Annotated in this window: 13 protein-coding genes; 7 read left to right on the forward strand and 6 right to left on the reverse strand. The window is 74.3% G+C overall.

The features are described from left to right. Positions 1 to 93 precede the first annotated feature (93 nt). Both NE234_RS33265 and NE234_RS33270 read left to right on the forward strand, forming a co-directional pair. A complete protein-coding gene (locus NE234_RS33265) occupies positions 94 to 726 on the forward strand; it encodes a TetR family transcriptional regulator (protein ID WP_252784850.1) in 633 nt (210 codons plus the stop codon). Between the two features lie 12 nt (positions 727 to 738). Continuing rightward, positions 739 to 2,283, forward strand: a complete 1,545-nt coding sequence (locus NE234_RS33270; protein WP_252784851.1) for an AMP-binding protein — start codon at positions 739 to 741, stop codon at positions 2,281 to 2,283. Positions 2,284 to 2,475: 192 nt separating this feature from the next. On the opposite strand, the gene NE234_RS33275 is transcribed toward NE234_RS33270, so the two are convergent. Together NE234_RS33275 and NE234_RS33280 are read right to left on the reverse strand one after the other, a co-directional pair. Further along, on the reverse strand, positions 2,476 to 3,210 hold the full coding sequence (locus NE234_RS33275) for a hypothetical protein (protein WP_252784852.1): 735 nt from the start codon (positions 3,208 to 3,210) through the stop codon (positions 2,476 to 2,478). A gap of 232 nt (positions 3,211 to 3,442) precedes the next feature. Beyond that, entirely contained in the window at positions 3,443 to 4,516 is a 1,074-nt protein-coding gene (locus tag NE234_RS33280; protein WP_252784853.1) for an alkene reductase, read from the reverse strand. A 100-nt stretch (positions 4,517 to 4,616) separates the two neighbouring features. On the opposite strand from NE234_RS33280, the gene NE234_RS33285 reads away from it, so the two are divergent. The 3 genes from NE234_RS33285 (at position 4,617) to NE234_RS33295 (ending at position 8,873) form a co-directional block, all read left to right on the forward strand. Continuing rightward, positions 4,617 to 7,532 carry a helix-turn-helix transcriptional regulator gene (locus tag NE234_RS33285; protein ID WP_252784854.1) on the forward strand — a complete coding sequence of 972 codons (2,916 nt, stop codon included), beginning with the start codon at positions 4,617 to 4,619 and terminating at the stop codon, positions 7,530 to 7,532. A 19-nt stretch (positions 7,533 to 7,551) separates the two neighbouring features. After that, positions 7,552 to 7,884 carry an ArsR/SmtB family transcription factor gene (locus NE234_RS33290; RefSeq protein WP_252784855.1) on the forward strand — a complete coding sequence of 111 codons (333 nt, stop codon included), beginning with the start codon at positions 7,552 to 7,554 and terminating at the stop codon, positions 7,882 to 7,884. A gap of 104 nt (positions 7,885 to 7,988) precedes the next feature. Continuing rightward, positions 7,989 to 8,873 carry a TIGR03620 family F420-dependent LLM class oxidoreductase gene (locus NE234_RS33295; RefSeq protein ID WP_252784856.1) on the forward strand — a complete coding sequence of 295 codons (885 nt, stop codon included), beginning with the start codon at positions 7,989 to 7,991 and terminating at the stop codon, positions 8,871 to 8,873. A 57-nt stretch (positions 8,874 to 8,930) separates the two neighbouring features. On the opposite strand, the gene NE234_RS33300 is transcribed toward NE234_RS33295, so the two are convergent. After that, positions 8,931 to 9,356 carry an OsmC family protein gene (locus NE234_RS33300; protein ID WP_252784857.1) on the reverse strand — a complete coding sequence of 142 codons (426 nt, stop codon included), beginning with the start codon at positions 9,354 to 9,356 and terminating at the stop codon, positions 8,931 to 8,933. A gap of 105 nt (positions 9,357 to 9,461) precedes the next feature. Here NE234_RS33300 and NE234_RS33305 point away from each other — a divergent pair, with 105 nt between their 5' ends. Next, entirely contained in the window at positions 9,462 to 10,562 is a 1,101-nt protein-coding gene (locus NE234_RS33305) for a DUF5925 domain-containing protein (protein ID WP_252784858.1), read from the forward strand. Positions 10,563 to 10,598: 36 nt separating this feature from the next. Here the strand turns inward: NE234_RS33305 and NE234_RS33310 are convergent, their stop codons facing one another. Both NE234_RS33310 and NE234_RS33315 read right to left on the reverse strand, forming a co-directional pair. Beyond that, the gene (locus NE234_RS33310) at positions 10,599 to 10,892 is read right to left on the reverse strand and encodes an Atu4866 domain-containing protein (RefSeq protein WP_252784859.1); all 294 of its coding nucleotides are present in this window, start codon (positions 10,890 to 10,892) and stop codon (positions 10,599 to 10,601) included. 125 nt (positions 10,893 to 11,017) lie between these two features. Beyond that, complete coding sequence (locus tag NE234_RS33315; protein WP_252784860.1) at positions 11,018 to 11,575, reverse strand: hypothetical protein; 558 nt, start codon at positions 11,573 to 11,575, stop codon at positions 11,018 to 11,020. Positions 11,576 to 11,732: 157 nt separating this feature from the next. Here NE234_RS33315 and NE234_RS33320 point away from each other — a divergent pair, with 157 nt between their 5' ends. Further along, a complete protein-coding gene (locus NE234_RS33320) occupies positions 11,733 to 12,407 on the forward strand; it encodes an esterase/lipase family protein (protein WP_252784861.1) in 675 nt (224 codons plus the stop codon). 129 nt (positions 12,408 to 12,536) lie between these two features. Here NE234_RS33320 and NE234_RS33325 read toward each other — a convergent pair whose 3' ends face one another. Beyond that, complete coding sequence (locus tag NE234_RS33325; RefSeq protein WP_252784862.1) at positions 12,537 to 15,269, reverse strand: AAA family ATPase; 2,733 nt, start codon at positions 15,267 to 15,269, stop codon at positions 12,537 to 12,539. Between the last annotated feature and the right edge of the window lie 25 nt (positions 15,270 to 15,294).

Below are 15,294 nucleotides of genomic sequence, written 5' to 3' on the forward strand. Positions count from 1 at the left end.
GCTGTGACATCCTGGTAAATGAGCGTTCATTCATAGATTGAGATCAATTAGTACGCTCGGGTCGGGCGGCCGTCAAGAGGAGGAGCGAAGCCGGTGACCGAATCGGATCTGCCGCTCGGGGGGTCGCGCGTCCAACGCCGGCTCGCCGGGGCCGCGGTCGAGTTGTTCTACCGTCAGGGCGCGCTGGCGACCCCGGTCCGGCAGATCACCGAGGCGTGCGACCTGACGCCCGGTGCGCTGTACAACCACTTCGGGTCCAAGGACGAGCTGCTGTACGTCCTCGTCCGCGACATCCACCTGCGGCTGGAGGACGAGGTGGCCGAGGCGGTGGAGGCCGTCGCGGGCGACCCGCTCGAAGAGCTGCGGGCGATCGTCGCGGTGTACGTCCGGCGGCACGCCGACCACCGGGAGACGGCGCGGGTCGCCAACCGGGAGTACCGGCTGCTCGGCGGCGCGTGGTACGACGAGATCGTGGCCATTCGCCGTCGACTGCGCGACCGCCTGGCGGACGTCCTGCTCGCCGGGCATGAGAAGGGGATGTTCCGGCTGGTCGGCGACGCCGGCGGTGACGGCCGGGCCGCCGCCGTCCGCACCGCGGTCCCGATCCTGGACATGTGCGTGCACATCAGCGAGTGGTTCCACGACCGCCATCCGCTCGGCGCCGCCGAGCTGCAGGCCCACTACGTGGAGCTCGCGCTGCGCATGGCGGGTGCCCGCACCGACTGATCGGAGGTCCTCATGGCGCGACTTCTCCGCCCGTACGCCCAGGCCCGGCCCGACGAGCCCGCCGTCGTCGACGAACGCGGCGCGGCCACCTGGCGGGAGTTCGAGGCGCGGGTCGACCGGCTCGCGGGCGCCCTGCGCGGGCTCGGCCTGGAGACGGGCGACGTCATCGCCCTCCACTCGGGGAACCGTCGCGAGTGCGTCGAGGTCATGGCGGCGGCCACGCACATCGGCCTGCGGTACGTCCTCGTCAACTGGCACTGGAGCGCGGACGAGCTGGCGTACGTGCTCGCCGACTCGGGGGCGACGGCGCTGTTCTCCGAGGACCGGTTCGCCGAGACCGCCGTGGCCGCCACCGCGGAGGCGGGTCCGCGGATCAGGATCGGGATCGGCGACGTGCCGGGCTTCCGGCCGTACGAGGACCTCCTCGCCGCCGGCCCGGACGGCGAGCCCGGCGACCAGGCGCTCGGCTGGCCGATGATCTACACCTCGGGCACCACCGGCCGTCCGAAGGGGGTCAGCCGCAAGCTCGTACGGGCGGGCGCGCCGATCGACACGATGGCGACGGTCGCCCCCACGTACGCGCAGGCCCTCCACATCCCCGAGGACGGCCGGTCACTGCTGGTCGGCCCGGTGTACCACTCGGCGCAGTGGCTGTTCTCGTACGTCCTGCTCTGCGCCGGGCGCCCGCTCGTCATGCGGCAGGGCTTCGACCCGGAGGAGACGCTGCGGCTGATCGAGCGGTACCGGATCACCAACGTGCACCTCGTGCCGACGCAGTTCGTCCGGCTCCTGCGCCTCGACGAGGAGACCCGGCGGGCGTACGACCTGTCGAGCCTCGCCGCCGTGTGGCACGGCGCCGCACCGTGCCCGCCGGAGGTCAAGCACCGGATGATCGAGTGGCTCGGGCCGGTCGTGTACGAGTACTACGGGTCGACCGAGGCGTCCATCAACACGGTCGTGACGTCCGAGGAGTGGCTGGAACGGCCGGGTACGGTCGGGCGGCCGCTGCCCACGGTGGAGACCCACGTGCTGCGCCCCGACGGCACCCCCTCCAAGCCCGGCGAGCCGGGGCAGCTGTGGTTCCGCTACGCGAGCGGCGACGACGTCGAGTACTGGGGCGACCCCGACAAGACCGCGTCGATCCACCGGAACGGGCTGTTCACCACCGGCGACATCGGCCACCTGGACGAGGACGGGTACCTCTTCCTCGCCGACCGGGCCATCGACATGATCATCAGTGGCGGCGTCAACATCTATCCGGCCGAGATCGAGAACGTGCTCATCACCCACCCGGCGGTGCGCGACGTTGCGGTGTTCGGCGTGCCCGACGAGGAGTACGGCGAGCAGGTGAAGGCGGTGGTCGAGCTGGAGGAGGGCCACGAGCCCTCGCCCGCGCTGGCCGGGGAGCTGATCGACCACTGCCGCGCCTCGCTGGCCCGCTACAAGGCGCCGCGCTCGGTCGACTTCGCCGAGGCGCTGCCGCGCACGCCCACCGGCAAGCTCTACAAGCGGCTCCTCCGCGACCCCTACTGGACCGGCCGGGACAGGCGCATCTGACCCGGACACGCGAGGGCCTGTACCGGGGCGCGATCGGTCGCCCTGACCCGGCGTGCGCGGTTCAGCACCGGGGCGGTCGGGCGCCCTGGCCGGGGTGCGCGGTTCAGTACCGGGCACGGCCGGGCGTCGTGGCCAGGGTGCGCGCGGTTCAGTACCGGGCACAGCCGGGCGTCCTCGCCGCGTACGCGTGGCTCAGCACCAGGGGCGGAGCTCGGCGTCCTCCAGGATCCGACGCAACTCCTCCTGGTCGGCCCGCCAGCCGACCAGGTCGTGGTAGCGCTCGGACGGCTCGTGGACGACGGGGACCCCGGGAGCGTGCGCGCGCATCGCCCGGGCCAGGGGAGTGGCGCGGTACCGCCAGCCACGGGTCTCGGCGTGCACGCTGACTGCGAGCACGAGCCCCTCTCTCGACGGCCGCCGGTCGAGCCGGCGAATCCGGTCCCACGCGTCCAGCGGAAGGTCGTGCCGGGAGACCGCCTGATCGAACTCGGCGAGGTGCCGCTCGGGGGAGCCCGGGGCGGTGGGATGCAGCCGTAGCCCCACGCACCGGACCGTGCCCTGGACGAACTCCGTGCGCCGCGAGAACAGCACCAGCGCGCTCACCTCGTCCCAGGGGAACCGCCGGGCGCCGTCCGGTGACGCGACCATGAAGATACCGTCCGCGTCGACGGCGAAGGCGATCCCGCCGGTGCGCCGGGCCCGCGCCAGGCGCACCGCTCCGGCGGCGGTCAGCAGGATCGACGCGACCGCCAGCGCGAGAGGCGGGGGGATGCGGGCCGGATGCCCGCCGTGCGCGGCGTCGGCGATCCAGCGGATCGCCTTGCCGCAGAGGAGCGCCCCGGCCACGACCATGAGGACCGGCGGGAGACGCCGGAACCGCACGACGTACGGCGCCGGCGCGGGCTCGGCCGGGAGCTCGGTGGTCACCGCGCGAATCCTCCGCCTCTGAGGCTGACGTCCTCCGGCGCACTGTACTGGGCGGCGTCCGGGACCGCATGAGGAAGGGCGGCCCTCAGGCCCCCGACGGACGGGGGCCGGTCGCAGACGCCGAGCGGACGGGTGGCCGGTGTACCAAGCCCGGGGAGGATGGGCGGTCTGCCTCGGGCCCCGAGTGGATCGCGGTCGGTCTCAGGCCCCGAGCGTACGGGGCGTCGGTGTCTCAGGCGCCGAGTGACGGGTAGTCGGTGTAGCCGCGGTGGTCGCCGCCGTAGAAGGTCGCCGGGTCCGCCTCGTTGTACGGGCCGCCCGCCGCGATCCGCTCCGGCAGGTCCGGGTTGGCGAGCCACAGCCGGGCGTGCGCGATCGCGTCGGCCAGCCCCTCCCGCAGCGCGTCGGCACCGGCCTCGGGCGTCGACGGGAGCGGATCCGTTCCCGGATGCGGGTTGAGGATGAGCGCGCCCGGCCACGCCGCCCGGATCGCGCGCGTCGACTCGCGGTCGCCCGTCTCCATCACGTGCAGGTACGCGAGGCCGAGCGGCGCGAGCCCGCGGGCCAGCGCCGGATAGAGCTCCGCGGTGTCGGACTCGGTGATGCCGTTCACCGCCGCGCCGGGGGAGACCCGGATCCCGGTCCGCTCGGGTCCGATCGCGTCCGCGACCGCCTCGGCGGCCTCCACCGCGAACCGGATCCGGGCCGCGACCGCGCCGCCGTACGCGTCGGTCCGCCGGTTGCTGCCGTCGGCGAGGAACTGGTGGATCAGGTAGCCGTTGGCGCCGTGCAGCTCCACGCCGTCGAAACCGGCCTCCCTCGCGTTCCGCGCGGCGGCCGCGAAGTCCTCGATCGCCTGGGCGATGTCCTCGGCCGTCATCTCCCGCGGGGTCGGGTGGTCGAGCATCCCGTCGGGGGTGAACAGCTTCTGCCCGGAGGCGATCGCCGAGGGGGCGAGGGGGAGGGCACCGTCCGGGTACAGGACCGGGTGGCCGATCCGGCCGGAGTGCATGAGCTGCACGACGATCCGGCCGCCCTTCTCGTGGACCGCATCGGTCACCTTCCGCCAGGCCGCCACCTGCTCGGGAGAATGCAGGCCCGGCGTGTTGACGTATCCCTGGCCGATCACGCTCGGCTGGGTGCCCTCCGTGACGATCAGCCCGGCGCCCGCCCGCTGCGCGTAGTACTCCGCGGTCAGCTCGGTGGTGAGGCCGCCGTACGCGCGGCTGCGCGTCATCGGCGCCATCACGAGGCGGTTGGGCAGCTCCAGCGCGCCGACGGTCACCGGCTCGAACAGTTCCCTCATCGAGGTTCTCCTTCGTGAAATCGCTGGTGAGAACGCTAGAACCCGTTGACCACGGGGCGAATCAGTAATGTTTCGGTACTCGGCCACGTAGGTTTGTGGGGTGCTGTACGGGCGGGACGCCGAACGCGAGCGGCTGACACGACTGATCGACGACGCGCGTACCCTGCGCCGGAGCGGCGCCCTCCTGCTGCGCGGAGAGGCCGGAATCGGCAAGTCCACGCTGCTCGACCACGCCGCGGGCGCGGCCTCCGGGTCGCGGGTCCTGCGCGCCACGGGCATCGAGGCCGAGCGGGACCTGGCGTACGCCGGGCTCCTCCAGCTCCTGTGGCCGGTGCAGGAGCGGCTGGCGGACCTGCCGGATCCGCAGGCGGACGCGCTGCGCACGGTGTTCGGCTCGGGCGGCTTCGCGGGCTCGGGAGACTCTGACGGCTCCGGAGACGTTGACGGCTCCGGGGCTTCGGGTGGCTCCGCGGGTTCGGGCGGATCCCGAAGCTCAGGCGGACGCCGGGGGCCGGGTGGCTCCGAGGGGCCGGGCGCCGGCCGGGGCGACCGCTTCCTGATCGGGCTGGCCCTGCTGACGCTGCTGGCCGACCTCGCCGACGAGGAGCCCGTGGTGTGCCTGGTCGACGACGTCCAGTGGATCGACCGCGCGAGCGTGGACGCCTTGTTCTTCGCGGCGCGCCGGCTGTCGGCGGAGGGCGTCGTCATGGTGTTCGCCGCCCGCGACGACGGCGTCGCCGGGCACGGCCTGCCCGAGATCGAGCTGGCCCGGCTCGGCCACGCCGACGCCGCGCGCGTGCTCGCCGGCCGGCGGCTCGCGCCCGACCACCGGGCGCGGATCCTGGCCGAGGCCGACGGCAATCCGCTCGCGCTGCTGGAGCTGGGCGCCGCCGGGTGGCGGCACGACGGCGGGCACGGGCCGCTGCCGGTGGCCGACCGGGTGCTCGCGGCCTTCCGCGCCCAGATCGGCCGGCTGCCCGAGCGGACCCGGCTGATGATGCTCATCGCCGCCGCCGAGGGGCGTGGCCACCTGCCGACGATGCTCGGCGCGGCGACGGACCTGGGCGTGTCCCTCGACGACCTCGAGCCGGCCGAGCAGGCGCGGCTGATGGAGGTGACCGGCACGGCCGTCTCCTTCCGGCACCCCTTGATCCGCGCCGCCGCCTACCAGGGCACCTCGCTCGCCCGCCGTGTCACCGTCCACCAGGCCCTCGCCGCTGCCGCGAGCGACCCGGACTGCGGGGCGCGCCACCGCGCCGCGGCGGCGACCGCGCCCGACGAGGACGTCGCCGCCGACCTCGAGGCGGCCGCCGTGCGCGCCCGCGACCGCGCGGCCGGGGCGGCGGCCGCCGCCCTGTTCCAGCAGGCCGCCCAGCTGACGCCCGAGACCGGCGGTCAGGCCCGTCGCCTCACCGAGGCGGCCGGGGCGGCCCTGCTCGCGGGCGGCGCCGACCGCGCCGGCGAACTCGCCGTATGGGCCGAAGGGCTCACCGCGGATCCGGCCGCCCTCACCCGGCTGGCTCGGATCCGCGCCGCCGTGGAGTTCGAGCGCGGCGACCCCCGGCAGGCGGCACGCATCCTCGTCGGGCAGGTCGCCGACGACCGCCAGGCGGCCGCGATGCTGCGCATGGGCGCCTCGTACGCCTGGCTCTCCGGCGACGCGGAGACGATCCGCGCCGCCGCCGAACGATCCGCTGCCGCCGGCCGCCGCGATCCGCTGATCCAGGGGCTGGCCCATCTCGTGAACGACGACTTCGCGCGCGGCGTCCCGCTGCTGCGGGAGGTCCTCGACGGCGCGCCCGACCTGCCGGGCGACGGCCGTACGGCAGTACCCGGAGCGGCGAGCGGCAGCCGTACGGGCGTGTGCGGAGACGCGGGCCGTACGGGCCTGTCCGGCGAGGCGGGTGGTGGTGGCCGTACGGGCGTGTCCGGCGTGAGGGCCGAGGAGCCCGGCGCGCTCGTCGAGGCGATCCACGCCGGCCTGATCCTCGGCGACGACGACGCGGCGATCCGGCTGGCCACCGCCGAGGTCGCCCGCTGCCGGGAGCGCGGCCAGATCGGCGAGCTGGCGGGCGCGCTGCAACGGCTGGCCCAGGCGCAGGTCGCCGCGGGGCTGTTCCGCGACGCCGAGGCGAACGTCGCCGAGGCGATCACGGTCGCCCGCGACACCGGCCGGTCGCAACGGGTCGGCCGGCTGGAGATCGTGCTCGCCCGCGTCGCCGCCGTTCAGGGCGACGAGGAGCGCTGCCGCGCGCTGACCGATGAGGCGCTCGGCGCCGGCGGGAGCGCGCCGGGCGCGGAGGCCGCCGCCGCGGCGTGCGCGCGGGGCCTCCTCGACCTCGGCCTCGGCCGGTACGACGACGCGCTGGACCGGCTGGAGGATGCGCGGCACGGTCCGGGCGGCTTCACGACCGTCGTGACCGCCGGGGCCGCCGACCAGGTGGAGGCGGCGGTCCGTGCCGGGCGTCCCGAGCGGGCGGAGCCGGCGCTCCACCGGTTCGAGGAGTGGGCGCGGGCCGCCGGCCTGCCCTGGGCGCGGGCGGCCGCTCTCCGCTGCCGCGCGCTCCTGCACGACGACGAGGCGGCGTACGCGGAGGCGCTGCGCCTGCACGACAAGGGCGGGCGGCCGTTCGAACGGGCCCGGACCGAGCTGCTCTACGGGGAGTGGCTCCGCCGCGCCCGCCGCCGTTCCGACGCCCGCGAGCCGCTCCGCTCGGCGCTGGAGGTCTTCGAGCGTCTTCGCGCAGAGCCGTGGGCCGAGCGCGCGCGGATCGAGCTGCGCGCGACCGGCGGGTCCGCCGCCACCGCACGCCCGGCCGCCGCCGACCTCCTGGAGCGGCTCACCCCCCAGGAGCTGCAGGTCGTACGGCTGGCGGCGGAGGGGAACAGCAGCCGGGACATCGCCGCGCAGTTGTTCCTCAGCCCGCGGACGGTGGAGTACCACCTCTACAAGGCGTATCCGAAGCTCGGCGTGTCCTCCCGCCGTGAGCTCGCCCGCCTGGAGCTGACCCGGTAGCGACTTATACTCCGGGTCCATGGCCGACGAAGCGCTCTCACCGGATCCCGACCTGGTCCGCGCGTTGCAGGCGCTGTCGAACCCGATGCGGCTGCAGATGCTGTCGTGGCTGCGCGAGCCGGAGCGGCACTTCCCGCCGGAGCAGGCGATCGCCGACCCGGCCGAGGTCGGCGTGTGCGTGAGCCACATCCAGGCCAAGGCGGGCCTGGCCCAGTCGACGGTGTCCGCGTACATGGCCGAACTGCAGCGGGCCGGCCTCGTGCGGGCCACGCGCGTCGGCAAGTGGACGCACTACAAGCGCGACGAGCGGCGCATCGCCGAGCTCGTCGCCGCGCTCGGCCGTACGCTCTGACCCGCGCCGGACGTCCTCGCCGTGGGTGCCAGGTTGCAACTCATATCGAAGATCTGCGATATTTCGATGCGTTCGCCACGGTGACGGGAACGAGGAGATGTTCGATGGGCGACATCAACGGCCTGGATCTCGGGACGTTCGGGATCTACACGTTCGACTTCGAGCACCAGCCGCCCGCGCTCATGCGCGAGTCGATCCAGGAGCTGGAGGAGCGGGGCTGGCGGGCGTTCTGGTTCCCCGAGGTCGGCGGGCGCGAAGCCCTCACGCACGCCGCCTACCTGCTCTCCTGCACCGAGCGCATCCACGTCGTCAACGGCATCGCGCAGATCTGGGCGCGCAGCGCCCGGGCCGCGTACGGCGGCGGCCGTCTCCTCGCCGACGCCTACCCGGACCGGCACGTGCTCGGCCTCGGGTTCGGCGGCGAGCGGCGGCCGGGCGTTCAGCCCCTTGCGGCCATGCGCGAGTACCTCGACGAGATGGACGCCCTCGAGGCGGCGAGCCCCGCCCCGCGGGTCCGCCGGGTCCTCGCCGCGTACGGGCCCAAGATGCTGGAGCTGGCCCGCGACCGCGCCGCCGGCGCCCACACGTACCACGTCACGGTCGCGCACACCCGGCAGGCGCGGGAGGTGCTCGGGCCGGACGCGTTCCTGGGCGTCGAGCACCCGGTGCTCTTCGAGACCGATCCGGAGAAGGCACGCGCGATCGCGCGCGAGCACCTTCACCCCTACCTGACGACCCCGTACAACGTCGCGAAGTTCCGCCGGCTGGGCTACTCGGACGAGGAGATCGCCGGCGGCGGCAGCGACCGCATCGTCGACGACCTCGTCTTCTGGGGAGACCCGGACACCATCGTGGAGCGGCTCCGCGGCCACGTCGAGGCCGGCGCCGACCACGTCGCCGTCCAGGTCATCGGCGTCGAGCCCGGCCGGTCGGCGATGCCGCACTGGCGCGCGCTCGGCGACGCGCTCCTGCCCCCGTCCGGAGCCTGAGCCCTGGGACACGGCGTGGGCACGGCCCGTACGGGCGAGCGCCCACGCCGGACCGGCTCAGGCCAGCGATGCGTCGAGCGTGATCTTCGTGCCGGCCAGCGCCTTGCTCACCGGGCAGTTGGCCTTCGCCTGCTCGGCGGCGTTCTGGAAGTCCTCGGCGGACAGGCCGGGAACCGACGCGCGCACGGTCAGGTGGATGCCGGTGATGCCCTCACCCGGCTGGAAGGTCACGTCGGCGCGGGTGTCGACCGACTCCGGCGGCGTGCCGGCCCCGGCGAGACCGTGCGACAGCGCCATGGAGAAGCAGGTGCTGTGCGCGGCGGCGATCAGCTCCTCGGGGCTGGTCTTCCCCTCGGGCTTCTCCGCACGGGACGGCCAGTCGACCTCGAACTCCCCGACCTTCGAGGAGTCCAGCGACACCTTGCCCTGCCCGCCCATGAGCGGGCCTTCCCAGTGAGCGTTCGCGGTACGGACGGTGGCCATGTGATGCTCCTTCTGGACGTGCACGGGGTCCGCCGCCGAGCGGCGGCGCGCCCGGATGGTGTAATTCACTGGACTCGGCGCAACGACGCCCCGATCATCGAGGGCATGTCCGAACCCGTCGTTCCGATCATAGGGGCGGAGCCCGAGGCGCCCGTGGACTACCGCCTCGAGACGGCCGACACGCTCGGTGACGCCATCGAGGTCCTCGCCCTGCAGCCGTTCACGATGGGCCGGCAGCCGTACGCGCGGAGCAAGCGACTGGACCGCGTACGCCCCGACGCGCCGCTGCGCCCGAAGGACGCGCGGGTGCTCCGCGCCGCGCGTGAGGAGACCCGCGACTCGTTCCTGGCCTGCGGCGAGGGCTGGACGCTCCGGGCGGTCCGCTGGCGCGGCGGGTCGGGCACCGTCGAGGTCACCGCCATCAGCGACGAACTGGCCGCGGCGGTGATCGAGGAGTCCGTCCGCGACGCCGTCGAGGAGTCACCGGACCAGGACCGCGTCGACATGGGCTTCTGGTACGCCGGCCAGCGCGGGGCGGAGCGTCGCGAGCGATCGATCACGGCGCCGACGTGGGCCGAGATCCGGCGCAACTACGCGGCCGAGGCCGCGGCGGCCGTCGACCGGCTCGCGGCGTTCCACACCTCCGACGTGGCCGGCCGGCTGCTCCTCCTGCACGGACCGCCCGGCACCGGGAAGACCACGGCCCTGCGGGCCCTGGCCCGCGAGTGGGTGAAGTGGTGCCAGTTCGACTGCGTCCTCGACCCGGAGGAGCTGTTCCGGAACCCCGCGTACCTCATGGAGGTCGCCGTGGGGGAGGAGGACGACGAGGACGAGGACCGTCGCTGGCGGCTGCTGATCCTCGAGGACTGCGACGACCTGATCCGCGCGGACGGCGGCGAGAAGACCGGGCAGGAGCTCTCCCGCCTGCTCAACCTCACCGACGGCCTGGTGGGCCAGGGCCGCGACGTGCTCGTCGCGCTCACCACGAACCGGCCCCTCGCCGGCCTGCATCCCGCCGTCGTCCGTCCCGGCCGCTGCCTGGCACAGATCGAGATGGGACGGCTGTCCCACGCCGAGGCGGCGGCCTGGCTCGGCACCACGGAGGGCGTCCCGGACGGCGCGACACTGGCCGAGCTGTACGCCATCCGTGACGGCCGCCCCTTCGAGACCGCGCCTCCGGCCTCCGGCACCGGCTTCTACCTCTGAGCCCGCCGGTGCCGCAGGCGCTGAGCCGGGCCATCGTTACGGCGTCTTGTCCTCCCGGTACAGCACGAGGTGCTCGTGGTAGAGCACTCCGTCCCGGATGTCGCCGGTCGCCGTGAACCCGGTGTCGTCGACGTAGTCCAGGTGGTCACCGGTCACGGTGTACCGGCCCGTGTACGCGCTGCGCCGCGTGCCCCGGGCCTCGTCGTAGCGGCCGTCCGGCAGCAGCTCCTGGCGGATGTGACCGTCCGCGGTCACCCACATGCCGACCACGTCGGCGTTCGCGGTGTCCTCGTCGTTCTCGGCGCCGTGCGGGCCGGTGGTCTCAGCCATGGGCGGGCTCCCTTCCTCGGTGTGCGGTACCGAGTCTCGGCAGTTCGCCGGCGGTCTGCCAGGCCGTGCCCCGCCCTGGGTGCGGCGCACCCAGGGCGGGCCGGGCACTGCCCCGGGCGCGGGGTTCAGCCATCGTGCTGTGCCGTGGCGACGACCGTGAACGGTGATCGGACACCGGTGGAGAAGTGCGCTGCGGCCTCGAGCGCGGCGATGGCGCGGGCTTGGAGCGGCATATCCGTGCCGGCCGTGGCGTGAAGGGCGCCGAGAGCGATCTCCGCCCCGCACCCGACCGCCGTGTACCCGTCCGCCATCTCGCCCACCTGGTAGTCCGCGCAGATCTCGAAAAGACGGCCGCGGATGCCGACGAGGAACGACCCGCCTTCCTCCTGATCGTTGTCCTTGCTGGCCCATCCGCCCTCTTTGAGGCTTTCCCGGACGCCGTTGATGAAGCCGGTGCACATGAACGCGTGCAGGCCGTCCTCACCGTCGGGCGGGACCGGAGCCTTGAAGGCGTAACGGAGGATCTGGCCCATGCGGAACGAGGTGGTGTAGCCGACCACGTAGGGCCCGTTCGTGAAGACCTTGGCGTCCAGACGGGGCTGAGTGATGTCTCCGCCTACTCCGGCGGAGTCTCCGGCGATGACGACGGTGCTGCCGTCAGTGATGCCGACGATCGCGGTCATATGGGGGCTTCCAGGCGTTGGGGGACGAGTCACTGGACAGTCTGCAACGCCGGAAGACGCCATGGCGTCGAACACTGGCGATTTCACCGATGCCGGGTGCGTTCCCGGAGCGGACACTTTGCGGCGTATCTCTCGTCCCACCCCGCAGGAGGAGTTCATGCGCCGAACACTCGGCTCGCTGCTGGCGGCCGTCCTCGCCGCCGTCGGCGTCGTCTTCGGCACCGTCGGGCCCGCGCACGCCGCCGGCCACACGCCCGTCGTGTTCGTCCACGGTTACACCGGCAACTCGACCAACTGGGTGACCGCCGAGGCGGTGTTCGAGGCGGCCGGCTACAGCGCGAACGAGTTGTACGCCTTCAACTACGACTCGTACGGCGACAACAAGACCAACGCGGCGTCCCTCGCCTCATATGTGCAGCAGGTACTGCGGCAGACCGGCGCGTCCAAGGTCGACATCGTCAACCACTCGATGGGCGGCCTGGTCAGCCTCTGGTACATCAAGGAGCTCGGCGGTCAGCAGTACGTCCGGCACCTGGCGTCGCTGGCCGGCGCGAACCACGGCACCACCGCCGCGCTGGCGTGCGAGATCTACGTCACCTGCCAGGAGATGACTCCGGGCTCGTCGTTCATCACCACGCTGTCGTCGGGTGACGAGACGCCGGGCGACACGAAGTACGCGACCTGGTACTCACCGTGCGACGGGGTCATCAACCCCTACACCAGCACGGAGCTGAACGGCGCCACCAACAACTACGTGGCCTGCGAGAACCACCTCACGTACCTGACCGACACGGTCGTGCTGTCCGCCGTCCGCGCCTTCCTGGCCACCTGAGCAGAGATCGCGGATCGACGGCCCGCCGGGGCACCCGGCGGGCCGTCCGCGTGTGGCCCGCGGAGGCCGGCGCCGAGGGTTTTCGTCGTCGTGACGACGAAAACCCTCGGCGCAGATGGTCGGCTCCGCTCAGCGGAAGAGGTGGACCAGCTCCACTCTCGAGCGGACGCCCAGGCGTACGAAGATGTTGCGCAGGTGGTGGTCGACCGTCCGGGGGCTGAGGACGAGGCGCGCCGCGATCTCCCGGTTGGTGGCCCCGTCGGCGACCAGCCGGGCGATCTCCTGCTGGTGGGGGGTGAGGTCGTCGGTACGGCGCCGGGCGCCCGGCTCGGCCGGTTCGCCCGCCGCGCGCAGCTCCGCCTGGGCGCGCTCGGCCCAGAGCGCCGCGCCGCAGTGCTCGAACAGCTGCCGGGCGTCGCGGAGGTGACCCCGGGCCGCGCGCGGCCGGCGGCTCCGGCGCAGCCGCCGGCCGTACATGAACTCCGTGCGCGCCAGCTCGAACGCCGAGCCGCCCTGACGATGCAGTCGCAGCGCCTCGGTGAAGTGCTCCTCGGCGGTGGCGTCGTCCTCGGCGAGCAGCGCGCGGCAGCGCTCGGCCAGAGCGGTCCGGGCGGGACCGGCCGAGCTGCGCGCCCAGCGGTCGAACGCCGCCAGGGCGGCCTCGGTCCCCTCCCGGTCGCCGCAGCGGACCGCCGCCTCGACGAAGTCGGGGGTCGCAAGGACGCCGGTGAACAGGTCCGCCGGACGGGTTCCGGCCAGCGCGCGAAGGCGGGCCGCGCCCTCCTCGGGGCGGTCCTCCGCCAGGTCGAGGCAGCCGAGCGCCCAGGCCGCGAACGCCGCGGGGCGGGTCAGGCCGCGTCTCTTCGCCGTCTCGGTGACGCTCTTCGCGCGGGTCCGCGCGGTCTCGCGGTCGCCCTGGACGGCGGCGAGCAGCGTCAGCATGGCGAGATGGTCGGCGGCGCCGTTCTCCTGGCCGCACGCCCGCGCGGCGCGCAGGCCCTCCAGGCTCACGGCCGTCGCCGCCGAGAACTCGCCGAGGACCATCTGGGTGAGCGCGAGCGTGCTCAGCGCCCACGGCAGGAGGGCGGCGGTGCCGCGCAGCCGCGCCCGGTTGACCGCCATGGTGGCCAGGTCCCGCGCCTTGCGGTCCTCCCCGAGCGCGAACGCCGCGAGGCTCGCCCAGGACTTCATCGCGCAGCCGTCCAGGCCCTCGGCGAGCTTCAGCACCCGCCGGAGCGGGTCGGTCGCCTCCTCGTGCCGGCCGCCGAACGTGGCGGCCATCCCGTCGAGATGCGCGAGCATCAGCTCGGCCACCGGCGTGCGGGCGCCGTCCCGGCCGATCGCGGCCGCCCGCTCGCCGATCCGCCGGTACTGACGGTGGTCCCCGGCCACGCAGCCGGCCTCCGCCGCGAACATCAGCGCCAGCACCGCCCGCGTGCGGTGCGTCCCGGCCAGCCGGTCGGCGGCGTCGACCAGGATCTGCACCGCCGAGGCCGGCGCGCCGTCGCGCAGCTCGATCTGCCCGTACACCAGCCCGGACAGCCCGCGCAGCTCCTCGGACCGCGTGTACGGGCGCGCGGCGCGCAACAGGGAACGGGCTGTGCGCGTGCGGCCGGCCAGCCAGGAGTCCGTGGCGGCCGCCAGCAGCCGGACGGCCCTGCCACCGGCGTCGGCGGTCAGCGCGGCGGCCTGCCGCCAGGCCGACGCGGCGTCCGCGTGCCGGCCGGACCGGCGCGCCGCGGCCGCCTCCCAGGCCAGTTCCTCGCACAACCGGGCGTCCGGCTCCCCGGCGCTCGCCGCCCGGTGCCGGCTCTGCCGCAACCGGTCCTGGTCCAGCACGGCGGCGAGGGCGCGGTGCGCGGCCAGGCGCTCGGTGAGAGAGGCGTCGGCGTACAGGGAGGACCGGACCAGCGGGTTCGCGGTCTCCACGGTCTCACCGTCCACGCGAATCAGGCCGGACCGCCGGGCCGTCTCCAGCGCCCGCGCGTCGCCGCCCGCGCGGGCGGCCGCACGGGCCAGCGTTCGCAGCTCCAGCCGCTCGTCACAGGCCGCCAGCAGCACGACCCGCCTCGCGTCGGGCGGCAGGGCGCCGTAGCGCCTCCGGTGGAGGGCGCGCAGCCGGCTGTGGACGGGCAGTGCGACCGGGGGCGGCGCCACGCCGGCGAGCTGGTCCGGCGTCAGCGCGGCGGCGAGCTCGGACAGGGCCAGCGGGTTGCCCGCGGCCAGGTCGATGAGGTCGGCCGCGAGGTCCGTGCCCGGCTCGGCGCCGAGGAGGTCGTCCAGCATGGCGCGGGCCGCCCGGTCGCCGAGCGGGCCGAGCCGCAGCGACGGGACGCCGCGCAGCGAGTCCGACACCGCGGGCGCCTCCGGGTCCGCGGTGAGCACCATGGCGAGCGGCCGGTCACCGGGCCGGCGGGCGGAGAAGGCCAGCGCCTCCAGCGACACGCGGTCCAGGAGGTGGGCGTCGTCCACCCAGCACAGCACCGGGCCGTCGGCTGCGGCGTCCGTCAGCAGCCGGTGCACCGCCGTGCCCACGAGGAACGGCCCCGCCGGCGGAGCCGCGTCCTCTCCGGCCACCGGGGCCAGGGCGGCCGCCTGGGCCGGCGGCAGGCCGCCGATCCGCTCGGCGACCGGCCACAGCAGCTTGTGCAGGCCCGCGTACGCTAACGCCTTCTCCTGCTCGAAGCCCGACGTGCCGAGCGTGCGGAACGACGCCGTGGCCCGGCCGAGCACGTGCTCGAGCAGGGCCGTCCGCCCCGTTCCCGGCTCCCCGACGATCGCCAGCGCCGCGCCGTTCCCATCTCGTACGCGGCTCAGGGTCTCCTCCACGACCGCGAGCTCGCGCTCTCGCCCATGCAACACGAGGGCTCCTCCCAAAAAAGGGACG

It is taken from the genome of Actinoallomurus rhizosphaericola (assembly GCF_024055675.1).
Taxonomy (GTDB): Bacteria; Actinomycetota; Actinomycetes; order Streptosporangiales; family Streptosporangiaceae; genus Actinoallomurus; species Actinoallomurus soli.